The 20,115-nt window shown below is 56.5% G+C and carries 18 protein-coding genes; 4 read left to right on the top strand and 14 right to left on the bottom strand.

Annotated features, from left to right (window positions below; all coding sequences use genetic code 11):
• Nucleotides 1-55 precede the first annotated feature (55 nt).
• The 11 genes from ACQK2L_RS28390 to ACQK2L_RS28340 all read right to left on the bottom strand — a co-directional run bounded on the left by ACQK2L_RS28390 (nucleotide 56) and on the right by ACQK2L_RS28340 (nucleotide 11,577).
• Nucleotides 56-256, bottom strand: a complete 201-nt coding sequence (locus ACQK2L_RS28390) for a helix-turn-helix domain-containing protein (protein ID WP_425400424.1) — start codon at nucleotides 254-256, stop codon at nucleotides 56-58.
• Between the two features lie 188 nt (nucleotides 257-444).
• Nucleotides 445-1,227 carry a hypothetical protein gene (locus tag ACQK2L_RS28385; RefSeq protein WP_425400423.1) on the bottom strand — a complete coding sequence of 261 codons (783 nt, stop codon included), beginning with the start codon at nucleotides 1,225-1,227 and terminating at the stop codon, nucleotides 445-447.
• A 76-nt stretch (nucleotides 1,228-1,303) separates the two neighbouring features.
• Nucleotides 1,304-2,047 (bottom strand): hypothetical protein, encoded by a 744-nt coding sequence (locus ACQK2L_RS28380; RefSeq protein ID WP_425400422.1) that lies wholly within the window; start codon nucleotides 2,045-2,047, stop codon nucleotides 1,304-1,306.
• The gene (locus tag ACQK2L_RS28375; protein WP_425400421.1) at nucleotides 2,037-3,614 is read right to left on the bottom strand and encodes a type IV secretory system conjugative DNA transfer family protein; all 1,578 of its coding nucleotides are present in this window, start codon (nucleotides 3,612-3,614) and stop codon (nucleotides 2,037-2,039) included. Before ACQK2L_RS28375 ends, ACQK2L_RS28380 begins: the two co-directional genes overlap by 11 nt.
• 50 nt (nucleotides 3,615-3,664) lie before the next feature.
• Nucleotides 3,665-4,429 (bottom strand): hypothetical protein, encoded by a 765-nt coding sequence (locus ACQK2L_RS28370; RefSeq protein ID WP_425400420.1) that lies wholly within the window; start codon nucleotides 4,427-4,429, stop codon nucleotides 3,665-3,667.
• An 83-nt stretch (nucleotides 4,430-4,512) separates the two neighbouring features.
• Nucleotides 4,513-5,118 carry a hypothetical protein gene (locus ACQK2L_RS28365; RefSeq protein WP_425400419.1) on the bottom strand — a complete coding sequence of 202 codons (606 nt, stop codon included), beginning with the start codon at nucleotides 5,116-5,118 and terminating at the stop codon, nucleotides 4,513-4,515.
• Between the two features lie 11 nt (nucleotides 5,119-5,129).
• Entirely contained in the window at nucleotides 5,130-6,059 is a 930-nt protein-coding gene (locus ACQK2L_RS28360; protein ID WP_425400418.1) for a hypothetical protein, read from the bottom strand.
• A gap of 15 nt (nucleotides 6,060-6,074) precedes the next feature.
• Nucleotides 6,075-6,242, bottom strand: a complete 168-nt coding sequence (locus ACQK2L_RS28355; RefSeq protein ID WP_425400417.1) for a hypothetical protein — start codon at nucleotides 6,240-6,242, stop codon at nucleotides 6,075-6,077.
• 82 nt (nucleotides 6,243-6,324) lie between these two features.
• Nucleotides 6,325-6,636 (bottom strand): hypothetical protein, encoded by a 312-nt coding sequence (locus ACQK2L_RS28350; protein ID WP_425400416.1) that lies wholly within the window; start codon nucleotides 6,634-6,636, stop codon nucleotides 6,325-6,327.
• Between the two features lie 112 nt (nucleotides 6,637-6,748).
• Nucleotides 6,749-7,909, bottom strand: coding sequence for a hypothetical protein (locus ACQK2L_RS28345; RefSeq protein WP_425400415.1), 1,161 nt, complete (start codon nucleotides 7,907-7,909; stop codon nucleotides 6,749-6,751).
• Nucleotides 7,910-7,938: 29 nt separating this feature from the next.
• On the bottom strand, nucleotides 7,939-11,577 hold the full coding sequence (locus tag ACQK2L_RS28340; RefSeq protein ID WP_425400414.1) for a CHAT domain-containing tetratricopeptide repeat protein: 3,639 nt from the start codon (nucleotides 11,575-11,577) through the stop codon (nucleotides 7,939-7,941).
• 244 nt (nucleotides 11,578-11,821) lie between these two features.
• Between ACQK2L_RS28340 and ACQK2L_RS28335 the strand changes: the two genes are divergently transcribed.
• From ACQK2L_RS28335 to ACQK2L_RS28325, 3 genes are all read left to right on the top strand, one after another.
• Complete coding sequence (locus tag ACQK2L_RS28335) at nucleotides 11,822-12,790, top strand: toprim domain-containing protein (protein ID WP_425400413.1); 969 nt, start codon at nucleotides 11,822-11,824, stop codon at nucleotides 12,788-12,790.
• A gap of 517 nt (nucleotides 12,791-13,307) precedes the next feature.
• Entirely contained in the window at nucleotides 13,308-13,586 is a 279-nt protein-coding gene (locus tag ACQK2L_RS28330; RefSeq protein WP_425395027.1) for a hypothetical protein, read from the top strand.
• Nucleotides 13,583-14,329, top strand: a complete 747-nt coding sequence (locus ACQK2L_RS28325; protein WP_425400412.1) for a hypothetical protein — start codon at nucleotides 13,583-13,585, stop codon at nucleotides 14,327-14,329. Before ACQK2L_RS28330 ends, ACQK2L_RS28325 begins: the two co-directional genes overlap by 4 nt.
• A gap of 96 nt (nucleotides 14,330-14,425) precedes the next feature.
• Here the strand turns inward: ACQK2L_RS28325 and ACQK2L_RS28320 are convergent, their stop codons facing one another.
• From ACQK2L_RS28320 to ACQK2L_RS28310, 3 genes are all read right to left on the bottom strand, one after another.
• Complete coding sequence (locus tag ACQK2L_RS28320; protein WP_425400411.1) at nucleotides 14,426-14,836, bottom strand: hypothetical protein; 411 nt, start codon at nucleotides 14,834-14,836, stop codon at nucleotides 14,426-14,428.
• Nucleotides 14,837-14,838: 2 nt separating this feature from the next.
• Nucleotides 14,839-17,730: a MobF family relaxase gene (mobF, locus tag ACQK2L_RS28315; RefSeq protein WP_425400410.1), complete on the bottom strand. Its 2,892-nt coding sequence runs from the start codon at nucleotides 17,728-17,730 to the stop codon at nucleotides 14,839-14,841.
• A 301-nt stretch (nucleotides 17,731-18,031) separates the two neighbouring features.
• A complete protein-coding gene (locus tag ACQK2L_RS28310; RefSeq protein WP_425400409.1) occupies nucleotides 18,032-18,598 on the bottom strand; it encodes a hypothetical protein in 567 nt (188 codons plus the stop codon).
• Between the two features lie 671 nt (nucleotides 18,599-19,269).
• Here ACQK2L_RS28310 and ACQK2L_RS28305 point away from each other — a divergent pair.
• Complete coding sequence (locus ACQK2L_RS28305) at nucleotides 19,270-20,085, top strand: hypothetical protein (protein WP_425400408.1); 816 nt, start codon at nucleotides 19,270-19,272, stop codon at nucleotides 20,083-20,085.
• The last annotated feature ends 30 nt before the right edge of the window (nucleotides 20,086-20,115 follow it).

Genomic DNA, 20,115 nt, shown 5'->3' with positions numbered 1-20,115 from the left:
CACTCATGCGAAATGGGAATAGCTCTCCCGGATAGGCTTCAAAGCTCGGGAGAGGCTAGAAATGCTTGCGGGTGTTTTGGGGTAGCCTGTTGGACTCGATTCTTTGCAGTTCCAAATACTTGTCTAAGTCACTCTCGGCCACGCGCTTGCAGGAGGCGATTTCGTAACACGGAATCTCGCCCCGAGCGACCAGCCGGTAAGCGAGGCTGATGCTAATGCGAAGTCGAGCAGCGACTTCCTTGATGGTTAGCAGCATAACGGTTTCTCCTCAGGCGGAGTCAATGTTGGTGCCGGGACCTTGGCTCTTGGCCGTTGGTTTCTGTTTCGGAGCCGTCAGCATCAAGCCAGCTGCGCAGACCATGGTCAGTTGTTGGACAGCCAACTTCGGCCTTAGTGATGGGGATGGTTTCATGCTCACTTTAGATGGCCGTGGACGCATTCCTTCTAAACAACCTGTGCATTTGCTTCGAATACTGCCACCGCAAATCCCCGAGGTGTTGCACTACGTCGATTGGCTCTGTCCTTGGAGGGTGGCATCCGGTGCATCTTGGAGCCTTCTGCAGGTTCCACCGGCTTTCGCTCCGGCATGATAAAGTTGTTTCCTGTCCACAGACATGTTTTCTTGGTGTAGGCGTCGCCAGGTGGATCAAGCCAACCACCATACTCACAAGGGTCAAAAGCGTGGTCCGGTTTTCGCCAGTAACTGGAATAGACCGACACAGGATTCTCGATCATCCAAGGAGCCTTCGACCACTCGCAGATTCGTCGACAGGTTTCCAGCAAATCGATAGCTCTCGACAAGCCGCCAATCCCCTTCTTGCGAAACCATCGTGCCCCACTAACAGCAACGTTTGTGCATTCGGGAAAAGCAAACACGATGGCGTACCGCTCTGGAGGAGGAAGCCAAGACAGCAGGTCGGCACCAATGTAGGTAATGTTCCCTAGCTGACGTGATCCTTTGTGCTGAAGATCGACGCAAAGGCATTCAAACCCGGCGTCCGCCCACGGCCGAACCATGTTCCCAGTTCGGTCACAGAGGCTTAGCACCGTTCCCTTGGAGCGGACCCAGCGCGTGATCAATTGCTGCACGGGAGTCGGTATTTTGTGTTTGCCACTCGACCAACGATGGATCGTCATCAGAGGCATGCCAAGGCGGGAGGCCAACGCCGTCTTCCAATGTTGTCCAAATAGAACGCTACAGGCGCGAGCTAGCTGTACGGCGGTCATCGGTCGAGCTTTCGTTCTACTCATATTTGACTTCATCGGTAGTTTCCGGTGGGTTTGGTCGAGCGTGGTTATTGGACTAAAGAGCATCGATGTCAGTGCCGCCAGTTGGTTGACTGGAACTGGGTTTTTGATCCGGCGCGGTCAGAATGACTGCCGCCGCGTAGACCATCGTCATTTGCATCGCCAACCGACTGTCGGCCTCGGTGATCGGAATGGATCGAAGCAGGGAACCTTGTCGGTCAAAGTCGATACTCCGGTTGCGATATACGGTTGTCAGCACGACTTCCAGCATCCGTGAATCCCTCAAGTGGTCGGTGGGGAATCTACGCTTAGGTCCCAGACCTCCGGCGTACGCGATCGCCTCCCGATCGGGCTGCACCACAAAGCGGATTTTGACGTAGGCAGTTTTCCACTCTCGCCAAATCACCACCGGCCTGGCGAAGAGATGACTACGAATGACCACCAGATGCGGCGTAAACCGGAGCGTGGTTCTAGTGCAGAATACCTGCCGCGCCAGGAAGGGTTGCAGCGTCAATGGAAACGTGAAGCGGACAAAGTAAAACGGCAAGACCATCGCATACAAAAGCACCAGCGCCCGGAACATCGGATCGGAAATCGGCAGTTTGACCCACAGCAGCCAGACCAACAGTCCGAGCGTCACCCACGTCGACAGCTCGGTCGTATAAATGGCCCACTCCACACTCTTCCAGGTTGAATGGCGCAAAGTGACTTTGGCGGAACGCTCCCTCGGATCGAACATCAGTGGGGGATGCGACGGCAGGCCGGGAGCCACGATGCGCACCTTACGGTCACTCTTCATCGTATTTCCCCTGGAACAGTTCATGCTTGTCGTAGAACGCCCGCTGCAGGATCATCGGGCGGTATCCGGGCCGCAGAATCAGTTGCCGCAACTTCTTGTCGTCCCGGGCGAAGTAGCGACCGATCTCTTCGGCCGTCATCAGGGGATGATTGGCAAGGGACCACGACTCGCCTGTGGCCGCTTGCTTGGCCGCTTGTTCGAACGTGGGAGAGTTCGTAGACCGGGTCAGTGTCAGTGCCTGTCCAAGCTGTTTGGAGATGTACTCCAGCGTGTCTCCGCTACAGCCGAGAATTTGTACCAGTCCGGCATTAGCAATAAAAATTTCGCAGTTCTTCCCGTAAGCGTTCAATTGACTTAGATTCTGCAGCACTAAATGGAGCTTGGCCCCCATGCCCGCCACTTGCGCTATGGCGGTCTCCACCGCGCTCAGTTTGGATAGGGCGTGGAATTCATCGAGGACGAAGACGCATTGATTTCCCACGAGTGTTCGCTCCTCTTCGCACGCCACCAAGGCCATTTGCACGAGCAGTCGCATCCAGCCACGCAGCGCATCCATTCGCAACGCAGGAAGTGTGACGTACAGCGTCACGAATTTTCGTTTGAGGTCCCGCAGATCGATCGAGTCACCGCGTAACACGTCTGCCATACACTCGTAGGAGATCCAGTCGAGGTGCTTTCTTAAATTGGACAGCACACTGCTGAACTCACCGCCCGTCCGGTCGTAAAACTGACGGGCAGCGGCACGGATCATGCCTCCGGCGGCGTCATTGGCCAGCATTTCCTCTTCGAGCCAGTACCGTTGCGGGTTGTGGGGATCGGGTGTGGCAAGCTCCGAAGCCAGCTGCCAGACCGTTACCAAGTCCCTCCTGCCCTCATAGTTCACGTGGGTTGCTACATGAGCGCAGAGCCCACCGCACATCTGTTTCGCTGTTTCACTCCAGTGCTCTTCGTGTGGATTGCTGGTCACGATCAATGAATCGGCGATCATCCGGGCGTTGGCGACGAACGTCCGCCAGTCGGACTGCAGCAACGTTTCAATAGGGTTGTAGACGCAGTGGAAACGCTCGGTGCGACTGCCGGAGCAACGAAACGGATCAAGCACTCCCACCCAATCCTGCCCCAGCCCGTCCGCTCTCCATCGGGCGGTGTATCGCGCGAGATCTCCTTTGGGGTCGACACAGACAACGGAGGTTTCCCGCGGCAGTAAAATCATGTTTGGCACCAATCCTGCGCGGCCCTTACCGCCTCGGCTGTACGAGAGGGTCATCAGATGTTGGTCGGTGCCCACTCCCAGGGGTGTGCCCCCTTCGATCCAACGGTTGGGACGCCCGTCGGGAAGCCGGGTGCCGGTGACCACCGAGCCACCCACCAAGCCCAAGAAATACTTCGATTCCTTGTTCTTCTCCGGATCGAACCGTAGCGACTCGGTCGCCAGCAGGTTCCGGGGATGCTCGAAGTAAGCATTGGAGGGCATGCCGACATAGTCCGCGCTCCTGCCCCGGGGAATATCGCTCAGCAAATCCTCGAGGGAGTCGACCGCAGCCGCTTGTTCGCTAGATACAACCATCTTTCTTCTATTGCCCCCGCGTGTGTGCGTCCGAACCGCGCTAGGTCCCATCAATCAAATCGAGGTAGCTGGGGGTTCTCGACGATGTCGTTCTCGATCAGGTACATGCCCGGCTCGAATCCGGCCGTCTTGAGCACGCGATGCCAAAGAGCGATTTGATCGTCGGCAACGAAGTAAAGTGCGATCGCACCGCCACGTTGCTGATAGCGCTTCAAGGCTTCCAACAGCTCACTGCCGGACTGTTGGCGAGCCTGGCGATCGAGTTGGTTGTCCTGCATGTCACTCAAGATGACAGTCAACAGCCGAGTGTTCTCGGTGACACCTTGAAGGGAAGCGACGTAGTTGAGCGTGTCGGCAGTGGCTTGATAGACATGGGAGCCGCCGCCATCGGCGTGTTCGTGCAGGAACGCGCTCAGCTCAGCGGGCGAGTGGAAGCGGCTTCGGAGTTCCCCCGGGCGGCCTTCGAATAGGATCGTGTTCTCGTTGCCACTCAGCTGGGCGATCACCACTCGGGTCTCATCTCCCATGCTGGTAGTGAAAAACTGGTCCATCAATTCGAGAAAAAGATCGTACGCCCGATTGTCCCACTCGCCGGAGAAGGATCCGGATTGATCGACCACGATCGACAAGGTTGCGTCCAGCTCTTGGACTTCAAACGGTTTTTGCTGGTCGATCGGTGGGTTCTCGATGCAGCCGCTCGAGATGACCAGCAGGCCCAGCAGAAAGATGATAATTACCAGTAGGCACCCATCCCCGTCGTCATGCGGACAACGAGGGGGGCAACCCACACAACGGTTTCCATAGCGGATAGTCATTTTCTGAAATCCTCGGGTTGTGCGGTACGAACCGCGGTGATAGTGGCCGCGCACCGGTAGCGCGGTATGTTCAACGACTCAATTCAGACTGTGCCGGAGCACTTGTAGTCGGCCACCCAGGCGGCGTAGGCTCCCAGGCAGGCCAGCCAGACCGCCGTGGCCACAGCGGGTACATAGGCGGGTGTCTCGGTCCAGCTGTTGGCGGCCTTGCTGGCCAGTCCGAGATAGAAGATCCCTGCGTCGCCGCCGACGATCACCAGGGCGATGGCGGACAATAGAAAAAAGAGGATTGGGTTCTTGTTGCGCTGCTCGGTCAGGTTGCCGTTTTCCATCAGGAGCATGAAAAACCGCACGTATACCATTTCTACTGCAACTAGCAGCACGAGCGAGCACAGAACTGCTAAGTCGAGCTTGCTGAAACCACTGTAGTTGCGCAGCAAATCTGCGCCTGGGATTGGCAGGGAGTACAAACGCATGCTGGTGATTCCCAGGAGCGTTCGCCAGCCCTCGCCACTGATGACCAGACAACAGATGGCCGCCACTGGCGTCACAAAGGCGTTGGCGCACCAGAAGCTGAGTTGTTGCTTAGCTGGCTTGCGGCGGCGGAGTGGTTTGGAGTTGGGCGGTCGTGCGTCGCCGGTGGGCGATTGCGGGAACACCTCGTCGAATTGTCCGAGATCTTCAGTCATGGTTGGGGCTCCTAAACTAGGTTGAGATCTTCCAAGTCTGGTCCCGCCACGTTGCAGAGGTTGCGATAGGCGGCCAGCGCTCGTTCCAGGATGGGGATGTACAGCGCCGGATTGGTCTTCGCTTTCGGGTTCGCCGATTCAATGATCACGCGGGTGTCCTTCTCGGTGTGTCGAAACACCTCCTTGGCAGGTGGGCCGCGACGCTTGCGGCCCTGTGCGCGGACGTTCTTGGCAGCGGCCTTCTTGCGGGGAGTGACAGGAACCGGCTCCTGCTCGGCGTCGTCGACATACTTGCCAATCAGTTCCCGGGCGCGCTTCTCGTCGACGAGCTCTCCGCTTCTCGCGATTTCGATGGCTTTGTCACGCGGCGATTGCGGGACGCGGTCCATCGCCAGTAACCGCAGCGATACCGTACGGAACCACTGCATCAGCTCCGGTTCTGCCAGCAGATCCTTCGACCAGCATTCGAAGACCTTGATATGGTCGTAGGCCCGGTTGGTCGCGATGTCCAACTCTTCGCAGACTTTCTCGAACATTCCGGTTCGACCGTCCTGCTTGGTAGCCAGTTTGTAAAACAGGAGCAGTCCTCCTTGGTGCAGCCGGGTTTCGACTCCAGCCGACCGGAGGGACTTGACAGTCCAGCTGCCCAGCAAGGTAACGTGGTTGTCATTCAGATTCTTGGCGGCGGCTTCGAGCTCGACCCTGTTCATGCTGTTGATGGCGAGGACGATATCTCTTACCGGCACCTTGGCTTCAATTAATTCAATTAGATGGGACATGAGATTCAGGTCCGTTTTCGTTTTGGGTAACAGGGAAAGATCGGGAGTCGGCGGTCCCGCGGGGAGAGCCGCCGAACATCCCGTGCTAGTGGTAAGGACTACATGGGCGATGGCGGCGTCCGGCGGCGGGTCACCGTTGCGCCGGACACCAAACCAAGGCACGGAGGCGACCGACTACTACTTGGGAGTAACGTCGGTTCGCGATTTGTGGTTGACCGTGTAGCCCTTGGGCTTAAAGGCCTCACAGAACGCGGCGACCATCCAGATCAGGCCGACCACGAGGATCACGGCGCCCCAGGGGAAGCCACCTTCAGCGGCTTGGGCAACCAAAAAAATTGTATTCATGGTTTTCTCCTTTCTCTCGAATACGGGTAGGAAACGGCTGGGCTGGGTTCGAGCGGTCCGGCGGTGCCGTGTGGTGATTCGGTTAGTCCGTGGATGACGAAGAGTTGGAGCGAGGGTCCAACGACCTCATCCGACGATTGCTAGCTTGGGAGTCCATGCCATCGAGAAACTTGTGCCACCGCTGCAGCTCTGCATGATGGAGGCGGAGCATCGGTACGTCCTCCGACGTGAAGCCAGCCTTTCGAAGAAGGCTTGGATCGATGCGGAGAATCTGGTCGGCCAGATCGCGGTACCAATTTGCGGCAATCAGTAGGGCGAGCGCTGCCCTCGTAATGGGTAGATCCGTTTCGCCTGCAAGCGCTTCTGGGTCAAATTCCCTAGTGGGTGAATTCATGGCTTTCTCCCTTGGAAACAGCTCCCGGATCGAGGTACCTACCGTAGGTACACTCACTCGAAAAAAACGGGGTCACTGCTTAGGTTAACGATAGTACCTACCGTAGGTACCGTCAAGGGGCCTCAAGAATTAATTCCGGAATTCCCAGTGTTTGAGATAGCGTGCTGCGTTTACCGCCACTTTCACTTACGGTAAACCGTCGTTTCCCTCTTTGGTTTGTACCGCATCGAATGGAAACTGGGACTTTCTGAGAATCCCCCTCGGGAACATAGTAGTACTGACCATTCAGCGCAGCCCCAACCGCTCGCAGGCAGTCAACCACGGACTCCCGAGTATCGTTGGATGCTTCGGCGAACGCCTTCTTGTGCGAAGCTTGGGAAATCCACTGATTGACTTTCTTCATGGCGACAGACGGAGAACTGCCTCTAAGTCTAATGCCCATTAGTACCTTTTCACACCTTCGGTAGGTCTCTTCTCGCCCCGCGATTTCAGCAGTTACTATGAGAGGTTGTTCGGGCAATGAAGCAAGGAGCTGCCCAATCTCAGTTGGATCCGCTTGCTCATACCAGTGCTTGATCAAATTGATGTCAAGCCTATAGATTTCATCCTTCGGTTCCGTGACTGGAGGCCCCCCTGCCTCTGAGTCACCATCCTCTACCTCTAGCGGCGGAGAGTCAACAGTTTTTGCAGGCTTGTCATCTTTATCTATTGGTTGATGAACACCGGCAGGCTCATAAGAAACATCAACGGTAGCATCTGCTTTCCCTGATCCAGTATAGCCATGTACTGAAATTGATATGCCAGTGACAACCTTGAGCAGCATCGACCCAACACGGGAGATCCCTTCTGAAACGCCTGCGGGCAACCAGTCCATTGGGCCGAGATGTTCACCTTGAAGCCTATCCCTGAGGACATTCTTTGCTCTTATGCACTCTTCACCCCTGGCAGCCAAGAAGAGTGCTTCTGCTAGCTCTTGCTCAAGATGCTCAATACTCGATACAGCCCCAGGTGAGTTAGAATCAAGTCCAGCCAGCTGAGAACTAATCTCTTGCAATTTCTGCAGCAACTCCACATCCGACAACATGGAGACCTCCCTGCCACCACTCCAGATCGTCAAGAGCTCCTTAAGATAGTTCGGCAGGTAGTCGCGATACTCGCTATCGAGAATCTCCCGAAAGGCATGCGTGTCGTACACATCCGGTTGGACTGATTCACCACGATGCTCACCGGTCCCATCCTGTGCTTCGTCTCGCTTTCCCGGTGAGTTTGGCATGAGCAAGAGGAGGCAGATTCAACCTGTGACTAGTCTGGATAACCCGACAGTTGGAATCCCGCCCAATAATAGGTGAAAGAAAAAGGCGACGACTGCTTGAAATCGTCCATCCAATCGCGAAGACTTAATAGCATCGCTTTGCTCAACTCGATGCTATCAAGAAATCGGATGCTATCCAAGTAGTCCAGCACAGCCTGGCCGTTTGCAAGGCAATCTCCGGTGCTATCAGGGACTCCGCGCAGCCAGTTCTGTGACTCTCGTAGCGATTGTCCCGCCTCCAGACCCTGGCTCAGGTGCCAGTAGAAGCGGTCAACCAGTAGCGTCGTGGCCAAGTCATGAACCTTCCACAAGCTGCTTATGACGCACCGTGCTCCCGCGCGCAAGAACGCTTGCGGAAAACCCACATGGTCGTCGAGGTCATCAGCATTGACCAGACCCGTCTGACAAGCTGCAAGAAATGCCAAGCGTGTCCCGGGAAGTCGCAGACTCACGAATGCATCGCGCAATGTCAGTGTATGAGAACGTCTTTCCTGACCGAACAGTGAATCAAGCGGACTCTCCTTGTTGAAGTGACAATTGCCGCCATAGTGCCAAATATCAACTTCCGCGGACACAGATCGCAACTCGGATGGGTCAACCGTTTCAACTGTGTGACGGTCTACCCTTTCGTCAAAGTGCGATTTTACACGAGCAAAGCCCAGCTCGTGGTACTCCAGCTTTTGGTCTGAGATGTCGAGCCAGAACACCTGATTACGCGGTGCATAAGTGCGTGATGCTGTCGCGCAGTAGACGGCTAAGCTAGGCTCTATCCATACCTCGTATCGATCGGCCAAGCGATTGTTGTCATCGATCCAGCAGGCGTTCCACGGAATCAAATGCAATTCTCGATGGGGAACGATGAGGACGCGCCGCGTGCCCGCCGGCAATCGCTTCGCCAGCGGCAATGTGAATAAATCGGATACTTCCCGAACAACACTGTCGATGTTCTCGTCCTGAGAGTGCAGGCTTCGGTTTTCACCTACCTGCCCAATGCTCACCAACCATCTCTCGGCGATGGTTCGCAAAATGTCCCGCCGCGTTTCCGGCAGGAGCACGCCTTCTAAGCCAGATGAGGTCAAAGTAATAGCCACCGTCCCCCAGTCTGTCATCGTATACTGGATGGCAACAGTTCCCCGGTCGGGGAGTGCGGCGCGGAGTTGGTCGACAGTTACGTCGTTAGAGGTTCCTTCGGGATCGAACAGCGGATCGTAGTTTTTGCGAATCTCATTGATGGTCTCTTGGTAAATGTCGCACTCGGCGTAGTAGCTTCGCTTGATTTCTTCAAGGCTTTCTTCAAATGCACGGTTGCTTAGCTCGAAGCTCCCTGGTCCCCCCTCCGCCGGTAGGAATTGAGCACGAGGAGATTCCAGTTCCTGCATCCGATCAGCCAAAATACTCAAGTTCTTCCGGGACACCCGGAGCCGCTCTACCAGCTTCGATGGCGTGTTAATCGGTTCGGGTTGCTCTTGCAGCGCATCCAGCAGATCACGAACTCTGCCTCGTTCGCTATACAGAACGGCGGCCTCCAGCTTGGCCTCATCGTCCTTGTCATGATTCCACATCTCAAAACTACAAATCACCAAAAGTTGCAGCACGTGTGGAATGTTGCGTTCAGAGCTGAGTCGCCGTTGCCCTGGATGCAAGAAGCGATACCGCAGTTTTTCGCCAATTTGGGAGGCCTCTTCCAACCACCCATAAATCTCCTGGAGGCCTGCTGAATCAGAGGTTTCGATGGCGCTTGTCAGTCCAATCTCCGCATACTCAACATAAGCACTTACTCGTTGTTGCAAGTAGGCTTCCGGCTCCCTTTTTCCAACCTCTCGGAATCCTTCCGCTGCCGTTCGCAGCATCTCCTTGCCGTGCTGTAAATCACCAAACACCAGCAACAGTTTGCCCAAGCCTTGCCTCGACAGCGCCAATTCTGCAATCGACTTCAGTGAATTTGATCCTGCAAGTGCACGACGGATCTCAACGGCCTGGCGTAGGACCTCCCCACCCCTGCGAATATCCTCATTTTTTCCGCGGTGGAGGAGCGAGCAACCCAAATCGTGTAGCGCATCACCTAAACCTCTGTGGACTTCTCGCTGATGCAGCTCCGCGATCCGTTCCTCCAACCCAACGACTTCTTCCATGATCTCGATGCTCTCATCATCGTCCCCCATTTGCATCAATGCATAGCTGTAGTTGGACAGGACAACGGCCAATTGCTCGAGATGTTCCAGCAAGCCCGAAAGTGCCAGTTCTCTTTGCATGGTCACCGAGTGGGCAAAGGTCGAGCGAGCGGCCACATTGTCTCCCATGGAGTTCAATACCGTGGCCAAGCCGCAGAGAGATTTGGCCAGTTTGGTTCTGTACCGATGTGGGTGGTCAGCTACCAGAGTCTTCTGTATCTCGATAGCTTTCGTGAAGGCATACCTTGCTCCCTCGAAATCACTCATTTGGGCGCACGTATTAGCTAGGTTGAACCATGATCTGGCTGTTATCTCGCGAGATTCTTCGTCGGTCGTTTCCGGGAGACGTTCGAGCAGCTGCAAGATTCTATCTCCCAGAGCCCGCCCTTCTTCAAACTTGCCCAAGGCATTCTTAACGCACATAAGGTTGCTGAGCGTATTAACCAACCGCAGCGAATAGACAGCAGGTAAGCAGTCTGCCAATGCCTCTCGGATCTTGATCGCTTTCTCAAAGGCGTCTTCAGCCTCACTGGATCTGGCTTGGCAATTCAGAAGATTACCCAGGTTGTTAAAGCAGGCAGAAAGCGAGGCGTCGTACGTCGCCATGCCAGGTTGAGTTGAAGTTTCCAGAATGGCAATTGCCTCGTTCAGGTGGTCTTCGGCTGGCGAGAAGTCACCCAGCTTGTGCTCGAAGTCGGCCAGATTCGTCAAGCAATCTGCTATGTCTTTGGCGTCTCTCAATGACCGGCGTACCGACAATTCCTGCATCGCATTGGACCTTGCCGCCTCGTAATCACCGAGGTCAGCGAATACAACACTCAGTGAAGATAGCGTATTGGCAAATGTCGGTGCGAATTCCACCTCGTGCCCAGCGAGCACCTCCAACCCTTCGAGCAAAATCGCCTTCGCGCGTTCAGAATCTCCAATGATCTGAAGCAGCCTGCCGTATACATGCAAGCTCTTGGCAACCTTTTCGTCGAATAACTCACCGTACTGTGCGGCTAGCTTTCTGCGGATGGCCAAGGACTCTTCATAGGCAGCAAGTGCTGTGGCGTAGTCTTTCAAGTCCGCAAGAGTGTTCCCGTAGTTGCGCAACCTAAGTGCCAGAGTGTCCAAGTCGTCCTCAGTACCATCGGCGACCTCCTGTCGGACTAGGTCTATCGATCGCTCATGGTAATGTTTCGCGGTCGGAAACTCCTCCAATTCATCCAACACTGCTGCGAGTGTACCGATCAGATGGCTATACGCCCCAGGGTTTCGTTTCTTGCAGTGTTCCGGCAACTGTTCGAATAGTCGAATTGCTTCTTCATAGGCGATGCGTGCCTCATTCATATCTCCCGTTTTGAGACTGCTTTCCGCTCGTCGCACAGTCTGCAAGAACTCATGCTGAGACTTGATGCTACCGCCAAGCATTCCTGCTACGAATCCGACCGCGTCTTCGAGAATCGACTTTGACATGGAGTTTCTCCGCAAGTCTTCAGGAAATAGGGCTGTAAACGGCTTCTATTGATCGTCTTGATCGGGTATCGACTTTCGCACCGGCTTCTCATGGAAACACCGGCAAATAAATAGTTGAATGGAGATGCAACCTTGTTTAGCACCGATCGCTTAGTTTGGCAAGCTATCCCATGTGTCCACCCCACTCGTGTACCTCAACGGAGAAGACCTTTGATTAAGAAACTTGCCCGCGCTAAGGTGTCGTATGAACAGGGCAACACGCAACGACGAACTCGAAGCTCTCAAGACTCAAATCAACCTCAGCGAGTACATGGCTTCGCGGGGATTTGCACTCGACCCTAAGACCAGCTCCCGCCATTATTCGGTCATGCGCCACCCCAATGGCGACAAGTGTATCGTTACCCGCAAAGCGAACCGGCACTGGATCTATGCCAACGCGCACGACTCGCGAGACAGCGGAACCATCGTGGACTTTGTTCAATTGCGCGATCGTGTTTCCATTGGCGAAGTCCGAAAAGAACTTCGTCCGTGGCTTGGCCAGTCGGGCCTCTCTGCGGCGTCTCCACTGCCCCAGTTCCCAGAACTTGTTCCGAGCCAACACGACGCTGCCAAGGTCGGTGCAGCATGGGAAAACGCGAACCCGATCCATAGTCATCACGAGTACCTAGAGAGCGAACGTCAAATCACCAACGTCTTGGCCGACCCGATCTTCTCCGACCGCATCCGCACCGACCAACGTCGCAACGCCTTGTTCGCCCACTTCAACACGGACGGCCTGTGTGGCTTTGAGATCAAGAATCGCGGATTCACTGGGTTTTCAACCGGTGGCGTGAAGGGTCTCTTCTGCTCGCGTCCCGGACTTGACGACAGTGAGCTCGTCATCTGTGAAACAGCGATCGACGCCCTGAGCTTTGCCACGCTGTTTGGGACAAATGGGAAACGCTTTGTCAGCACCGCGGGACAAATAAGCCCCCTGCAACGATCCCTCCTCCAATCCGCAGCACAAAAGATGCCCCGAGGCAGCACGATCATCCTGGCCATGGACAATGACCCCGGAGGCCATAAACTGGCCGAGGCAATTGCCGACGCCCTCTCCGAGGTCAACGGAAAGCAGGTGACGCAACATCTCCCGCCCCGCGAAGGCGAAGACTGGAACGATGTCCTCTGCCGCTCGCCGACCAGTCAGATGAGAACTGCCGCACCAACGCTGTGAATGAACCAATCGGCGGCTTCGCTATGGCTGATGGGGCCAGCGAGCCGCCCTCCCGCGTTGTCGAATTCAGAATTGCAAGCCACCACCCCGGCGCGCCCTCTACTTCTACTGCCCCGCGACACAGTGACCAGCAGATTGGAGGCCCACGAATCGCCTGCAAGCGTCCCGCAATTCATGCCATTCTCCGGCACCCTATCACGGTTTGCCGTTGCCGTACCGGCCTCCCCTACTCTCTTCCGGGCTCCAAAATCACATACGCCACCGGCGAAGCACTGGCTAAATGGTCTCGTGCTGACCGACATTGACAGTTTTTTCTTTCCGTTTGTGGGTGAGGTTCTCAGATTGCCAATCCTGGCGTCCGCGAACTCGCTCTTTCAAGGGTCGCAAAAAATCTCCCCAGGCCGCTGCGCTTGGAGATTTTTGGACGAGCCGCTGTGCGGCAAACCCTTGACTTAGCGGTTCTAGGCGTCCCCCGGACGGATGGCATCTTCAACCCTAACCACAAAGGAGAAAAACAATGTCTAACAACACTCAACCCAAAAACCGGCCAGTCGCTGAATTCGCCGATGGCTCTCTGAAGATCGCGATTTTCGAGAATCCCAGGAAGGAAGGCGATGGCGTCCGGTTCTCCGGCAAGCTCACTCGTAGCTACCGGGATGCCGAGGGGCAATGGCACGAAACGCAGGCCCTCTCAGGCAGCGAGTACCTTCGGGCCGCCAACCTGCTGGTCCAGGCGTACAATCGCGAGCGAGAGCTGAAGGCTGAGGCCAAAGCCAATCGTGGTGGAGATCAATGATCTTTTGTTTCGCCCAAGCGGAAGGCCGGGAGCGCAATGCCCCGGCCGACCGTCGGCAGCTGATCGAGTTGCCGATGGCGCCCATGAACAGCAGCCCGGTCCCGCATCTGACCAGTATCCACAGCATGGTCCCACGCGGTCCCTACGGTTCGTCCTGCTATCGGGGCAACTGCGGAGGGTACTTCATTCTCGATCTGCTCCAGTACTATCGTCCAGGCCGAGTGCTCGACGTCATGGCGGGCAGCGGTACTTGTGCCGATGTATGCAATGAATTGGGTCTCCCCTGCGACACGATGGACATCCGCCACGGCCTGGACGCGGTGAATCCCATGAGCTATGTCGATCTATGTCCGGTGGACTTCGTGTGGATGCATCCACCTTACTGGCGGATGATTCGCTACAACAAGGACGCTCGGTGCCTATCCAACGCCGACAGTCTGGAGTCGTTCCTCGCGCGGATGCAGCAGGTCTTGCGGAATTGCCGGAACGTCCTGGCACCTGGTGGCAAGATTGCCGTGCTGATCGGTGGATACTGTGACGGTGGACGTTACCAGCCATTGCCTCAGCTACTGGTCAGCAAGGCTTTGGAATTCGGACTCTGGCCCGCGTGCACGGAGATCATCCGCCTGCAGCATGGTAATACGTCGTCGCGAAGACGCTATCGCAGCAGCTTCATTCCCGGTTTGCATGACACGTGCCTAATCTTCGAGCGGGACGCGAAACTGCACAATCTTACCAACTGAAAACAGCCTACCTTTGCGGCAGGCGCTCGCTCACGGGCGTCCGCCGAATTGCGTTGTCCTAAATTTAGGACAAGCTCCATTCAGCTAAATAATGGCCTAATCTGCGACCTGCTCGATCGTGATCCGGGTAACTTCCGGCTCCGTTTCAGGCCGACCGGCGCTGCGGGGATCGGATTCCTGTATCCAGCGGATACCGGCGCAACTGAGCCCACCGGCCAATTCCCGCAGATGCCTGCCTTCAATCGTGATAACCAGCTTGGCCATGGCAAACAGGTGCAGTTGCACCACGCCCGCGTGGGGACACGAGACCTCCCGCAGGTCGCTAAACGCAAAAGACCGGGAACTGCCGTTGTGCAGCCGCAACTGAAACATCATCGGCGGCATCGCCCCCATGGGGAGCACCTCCCAAGCCGCGTCGTTGTTCCGGTCATTGGACGCAGGTCCAGGCATACTGCGGATGACTCCCCGGTGGGTGTGCTGATCAAAAGCTCGTGCCACATTGGACATGATTATCGACTCCTACTCAAACTAGGTTGCATCCCCATCCCCTGTCCCATATCCCGCCCAGCGGCGGCCCGGTGTCGGCCGACCGGCTCGTGCGTTTGGACATGGGAGCGAAGATTGTTCCACCACCGCACTATTCGATCTCTGAACGAAAGCGCCCTCTCCTGCTGCAATGCCGTGTGTCTAGTGCGCGCATCACGAGTCTGTGCTACGCAGCGGACCATCTCCGTGGCAGACATCTGCTCGCCGGATCGCTGGATGGCGCTGCGGACTTTGGCCTTGTCATCCACGAACAGGACCACGTCCTCGCGCCCACGTGATACGGTTACGTAAAACTGGCGGGCATTGATCGCAGGTAAGGACTGCGACCCCATGGCTGCTATCGCCACGTCGCGGTCCTTGCCCTGGCTGGCGTGGCTAGTGATGACATACCCCAAATCCACGTGGGCGTAGTCCTTGTCGACAACCCAGTCGTTTTTCAGAATCAGATTGCCTTGCCGATCAAAGCCCTTGATCTCGTCGAGACGTCCGTTGCTGATGCGGCTTTTTTTGTCTTTGGTGGTCCCGCCCAGGCTGAAGCGGACCTTGTCACCAACGGCAAGCTGTAGAGTGTTCTCCGAATACACTTCAAACCGGTCGGTGGCATTCAACGGGAGTGACTTGTGCTCTTGGTTCTGGAGCCCCCGCAGTTCGACTTTGCCGTCCTTGACGCCCATGACTTGGTAACGATCGCCTCGCTTGATCTTACCAGCAGTGTTTTGGTGAAACTGGATGACGAGTTGCTGGTGTTTGTCATAAGTTCGCGGGTCGGCCTTCTCTGCTTCGGTGAGGTTCAGCGACCGGTACTGCGTGAAGCACTTTTGATCCTGGGAGAGTTTGCCTTGCTGCTGCAACTGGGAGCGGATTTCTGATGTCGCTGCCTCTGCCTCGGCGTGCGTAGGCGCCACTACCAGCGATGACTTTCCCTTCTCTATCGCCCCCAAATATGTCTTCGCAAGCTCCGCATGCCGATCGTTGGACGATATCTCCTTGATCTTGCCGAGCGAGTCCAAGAGGTCGAACCCGGCGAGGAGGCCCGACTTGCCCGTGCGCTGGTCGACGATCTCATAGCCCTTGCTGATGAGGTTCACCGCCTGGCGGTACTTGCCGCGTTGACGCTGAATGAGTTCCGTGCGGGCAATTTCCAGGCCCGCTTCCTTCTCCAGCAGCCGCATGGCTTCGCCACGCCGCGGAGATGCGTGCTGCCGCGGGTCGCCGGAAAGCACCACACGGGCATTCTGCTCGCGAGCGATCGTGAACACGGCGTTCATCGACCGGACGTCGACCAGACCCGCTTCATCAACCCAGATCAACTGGTCCTTCAGCTTAGCGTGGAGTTTCGTGTTACGGATCAGGTGCTCCACCGTTTGGGCATTCTTGAATCCCTCGCCTTCCAGGACTTCCTTCGCGCCGGTGCTGGGGGCAAACGTGAACACGTTTTTGCCATTCTTTTCAATGGCTTCGGTGGCTTCCTTCATCAAGGCGGTCTTGCCGGTTCCTGCGCCGCCGATGATCGCCATCACCGTGTCCCGAGATTGCAACACGTACCGGATCGCCGCCTGCTGCTGCTTGTTGAGCCAATCCCGGGAGAACTCGTGCTCGGCGCGGGATATCGACTTGCGCGTACCGCGACCGTCGCGGGCAAAGCGGATCAGATTGCGTTCCGCATCCAGGACGCTACGTGTCGTTACCAATTGCCGCTTGTGGCCTTGAACATCGACCTCACGGCAAATAACGTCCATCTTATCAAGGGCTTGTTCGACGTCCTTGGGATGGAGCGTTAACCCGTGTTCCAGGGCAGTGGCGATGACCTGGTAGCGTTCGACGGTCGATTGCCGGTACAGGTGATGCTCCAGGGCGTATTCGACCGACTTCATCGCCCGTTCGGACTCATGGGCTCGGGCCGCCTCGGTTTCGCCCTGGCTCTTGTCACGAAGGAGCTTGGCAAATGCCTCCCGCTCTTCCGGCGTCAGATGCTCGCGCCATCTGGATTGCAACTCAGCGACTGACTGACCATCATCCTTCTTATCGCGGGTGAGTTTGCCGAGCTGGCCTTTCTTGGTGGGATCGACGATACCGTGCTCGGCCGCGTATTCTTCGATTTGGGTAGTGCGGCGGCTGAACTTCTCGATGATCGATCGCCACACGCCTTTGATCTCCCAGCCACGCTTGAGCCTGCCGCCCTGCAGATAGCGGACATGTTCGACTGAGTATCCCAATTGTTGGAGCTTGCGTGCCAGGCGGGCGTCGAACTTGGCCTGCAGGCTCGGACGTTGTCGGACGATCTCTTCGAGTTCTGCGGCGTAGTGCTTGCCGTTGTCCTCAGTCCAGTTGATGACGAAGGCGTGAACATGTAAATGGGGATCGGGCTGGCCGTCGACCGGTCGCGACGTCTTGTGCAGAAAGTCGGCGTAGATCAGTTTGCCGGTCGCGGTGCGCTGTTTGGAGCTGGCATGTTTGCCTTGGCGGACGCGGCGCTGCATTAACGGTTCCACATCGTGCCGCATCGTTTCATGAACCGCTTCACGGAGGATCTGGAGTACTCGCTCATCGTCCAGGATGGCCCAGGCCAGCGAGACGCTCTTGGGCACACTGAAGGTGAGGTCCATACCGGGGCGGCGGTCTTTGCGAAGGCGTTGGGTCAGGCGGTCGCCGGTGATCGGGTGTTTGCCTTCCAGCAGGGCGAAGAACTCGTCTTTTGTTACCGCTGATCCCTGCCCTACTCCCAAGATGTCAGCACCCTTGCCGTGCCAGTGGCCCGATATCTCCTGGCCCAGGTAGTAGTCCCCCTGCGTGAGCACTTTTTCAAAGTACTCCTGGGTGCCGGTGATGCTTTGGGACTGAGTGGCTAGCAGCATGACGGAGTATTTAGGCGACGGACTGAATGACGGTGATGGTGGGATGCAGCATGGAGGAATGGAGTGGCATTGGATGATGCAGGGCGAGGCACTGATGGGGTAATAGTAGTAGATGGATGAAGTAAGGGAAGTGAATAATACTGTGTTAGGCTTGTCTCCTAAGCAGTGCTTAGGTGTGGTTCACGCTGCCACGATGGTGGCGCCGATGCAACAACTTGCAGCCGCGGCTACAGATTCATCCACAGGTTGCATCTTTCCGGAATTCCGGTATGTAGAGTTGTGGGTTCCAATCGCAAGTGCCCTACTCCCGACTCAAGAGTTTCACGAGCCAGGACTTGGAACGTTCTTGCTCCAGTTCCTGCTGGACCTTCGCGATCCGTTTATGGGCGAGTTCTCTGAACTTCTGATGCGCCTTCTCCTGGTTCGCGACTTGCGCCTGCAGGGCTTTGAGAGGTTTCTCCCACTCACTCGACGTTTGCGAGCGATCTTCGATCAGCCGCATGGCCCGTTCGTGGCCCTCCTGGGTGCGTTTGAGAACCTCGTGTAGTTCATCGAGTTGTTGTTCCAGCCGCTGACGGAGGCGGACTTCGGAGTCGAGCAGTTGCTGCATATTGCTGGTCAACTGACCAGCGGGCTGACCACCACTGGTCTGCACACCCGCTGTGGATTTGGAGCTGGCTGAGGCCCGTTCGAAGTCTGCAGTGCTGACGTTATAGCAGCGGGCGAGCTCGGACGCGTCGACGACGGGATTTCCGTTGTCGTCCTGCTCGGCCGAGAGCTTGCCTTGCTTGATATGCTTCTTGATCGTGGTGCGGCTCTTGCCGGTGATGCGGTGGGCTTCGGTGATGTTGAATTTCGTGGCGGTCATGGGTGGTCAGTGCTCATCAGTGGATCGAATCTGTGGTCACCGTAGCACGAGTTCAGCGGGGTGCGCAAGGAGAAACGACCGCCCTCCTCCCGGGTGGGGTGTCGTGGAGTGTGCACCAGGTGGTCACCACGGGTGGTCAGGGTTCAGCTTCCCCTGGTCAGCAGTGGCTGTGCATCGGTGGTGGACAATGACCACCAACTGCACACCATAGGTGTCGGCGGAAACGGCTGGAGATCGCGGCGCGGAGGAGGGGTGTTCACTGCCGGGTGGTGAGTAGGGTGGTCAGGCTGATGGGCAGTGACCAGACAGCCTGTGGACAGTTTCTTGTCGAAAGCTGTGCAAGAATCGTGTACAGTGGTTTTCAGCATGGCCGAATCGTGGCCATTGTGTTCTTACCGGGCCGACTATTCTGGCCAGCCCATTGTCTTAACCACACATCAAGGAGGGCGTCACCCCGAAAGAAGCTGCCAACCATGAAAAAACCACCGCGGGAACGGTGGCTTTTTGAAATCTCAGAAGAGCGGGGCTCTCATCTCTTGATGCCTTCACTCTAGCGCTCTTCGACCTGCAATGCAAATCAAAAGTGATTCGGCAAGCACTTATGCACGCCTAATGCAATACTGGCTGTTACCAAGTGGCGGCAAGCTGATGAGGGAACGCTATACGTCGATATGAACCACATTTCTATACCGACTCAATCATTCAGTACCATTCCGATTAGGTCCCCAGAACAGCGGCATAGCGAGGCAGAGGCACAGGCCGCCGCGGTTCAGCAGAAGCTGTTTGACCGAGCAAAGGCGAGGTCTGGCATCGACAAATCCCCGAAACCACGGTTCTACGAGCGGCCAGCCTACAACACGCCCCAGTACTGGCGGGATACAGCCCGAGGCTGGATATCCCACGACGAGCAGCAAGCCGACCTGGCCGATTTCGAGGCGAGGCGGAAGAGGGCGGTCGATTCGAAGTACAACAGGGTTGCTCCACCAGCTCGGCACGAACGTGCCGCCCCGCGGCCCAGCAAGCAGTTTGCCAAGGCGATGGCCACGCAGGCGGCCAGGGACGATCGACTGACGCCGCAGTCGAAGGCACTGTTGCAGGTGCTGGTCGCGCGGACGGGGAGGGGGCGCTCTACTGATACGACGAAGACAACCCTGGGCGTGATTATGAATCGCTGTCCACGGTCCATTCAGCGTTACGTTCAGGAGCTGGTGAAGTTTGGGTACATCCGGACGCAGACGATTAAGAGTCGGCGGACTGGGTTTTTTATCGGTCTGAGGGTTTGGATCATGGACAGTGTTCTGCCGTTTTGGAAGCAGGGTGGTGTCGAGTATAACGCGGACAAGTGGTATTCCTTGGCCGGGAGACGCAGAAATCGAGTGGAGACAGATGTGTCCCCTACAAAGGTTAACAGTCTATTACTTAGTGGTTTGAGTGCGAAAAAGCCGCCTTGGTTTGGGGAGTTTGCCTATGGGTTGGCTTCGCCATAGTATCCGAGACTACTTTAACCCTATCGAACT

Source organism: Aeoliella sp. (assembly GCF_965227375.1).
Classification (GTDB): Bacteria; Planctomycetota; Planctomycetia; order Pirellulales; family Lacipirellulaceae; genus Aeoliella.
Note: the sequence above shows the minus strand (reverse complement) of the source record. Positions and strands in the feature narration are given on the sequence as shown.

Excerpts from the sequence above, each read along its gene's own strand:
- ACQK2L_RS28310 (WP_425400409.1), bottom strand. The coding sequence starts at position 18,598 with ATGACCGCCACGAAATTCAACATCACCGAAGCCCACCGCATCACCGGC.
- ACQK2L_RS28325 (WP_425400412.1), top strand. The coding sequence starts at position 13,583 with ATGATCTTTTGTTTCGCCCAAGCGGAAGGCCGGGAGCGCAATGCCCCG.
- mobF (WP_425400410.1), bottom strand. The coding sequence starts at position 17,730 with ATGCTGCTAGCCACTCAGTCCCAAAGCATCACCGGCACCCAGGAGTAC.
- ACQK2L_RS28390 (WP_425400424.1), bottom strand. The coding sequence starts at position 256 with ATGCTGCTAACCATCAAGGAAGTCGCTGCTCGACTTCGCATTAGCATC.
- ACQK2L_RS28350 (WP_425400416.1), bottom strand. The coding sequence starts at position 6,636 with ATGAATTCACCCACTAGGGAATTTGACCCAGAAGCGCTTGCAGGCGAA.
- ACQK2L_RS28345 (WP_425400415.1), bottom strand. The coding sequence starts at position 7,909 with ATGCCAAACTCACCGGGAAAGCGAGACGAAGCACAGGATGGGACCGGT.
- ACQK2L_RS28320 (WP_425400411.1), bottom strand. The coding sequence starts at position 14,836 with ATGTCCAATGTGGCACGAGCTTTTGATCAGCACACCCACCGGGGAGTC.
- ACQK2L_RS28375 (WP_425400421.1), bottom strand. The coding sequence starts at position 3,614 with ATGGTTGTATCTAGCGAACAAGCGGCTGCGGTCGACTCCCTCGAGGAT.
- ACQK2L_RS28385 (WP_425400423.1), bottom strand. The coding sequence starts at position 1,227 with ATGACCGCCGTACAGCTAGCTCGCGCCTGTAGCGTTCTATTTGGACAA.
- ACQK2L_RS28340 (WP_425400414.1), bottom strand. The coding sequence starts at position 11,577 with ATGTCAAAGTCGATTCTCGAAGACGCGGTCGGATTCGTAGCAGGAATG.
- ACQK2L_RS28355 (WP_425400417.1), bottom strand. The coding sequence starts at position 6,242 with ATGAATACAATTTTTTTGGTTGCCCAAGCCGCTGAAGGTGGCTTCCCC.
- ACQK2L_RS28370 (WP_425400420.1), bottom strand. The coding sequence starts at position 4,429 with ATGACTATCCGCTATGGAAACCGTTGTGTGGGTTGCCCCCCTCGTTGT.
- ACQK2L_RS28330 (WP_425395027.1), top strand. The coding sequence starts at position 13,308 with ATGTCTAACAACACTCAACCCAAAAACCGGCCAGTCGCTGAATTCGCC.
- ACQK2L_RS28335 (WP_425400413.1), top strand. The coding sequence starts at position 11,822 with ATGAACAGGGCAACACGCAACGACGAACTCGAAGCTCTCAAGACTCAA.
- ACQK2L_RS28365 (WP_425400419.1), bottom strand. The coding sequence starts at position 5,118 with ATGACTGAAGATCTCGGACAATTCGACGAGGTGTTCCCGCAATCGCCC.
- ACQK2L_RS28380 (WP_425400422.1), bottom strand. The coding sequence starts at position 2,047 with ATGAAGAGTGACCGTAAGGTGCGCATCGTGGCTCCCGGCCTGCCGTCG.
- ACQK2L_RS28305 (WP_425400408.1), top strand. The coding sequence starts at position 19,270 with ATGAACCACATTTCTATACCGACTCAATCATTCAGTACCATTCCGATT.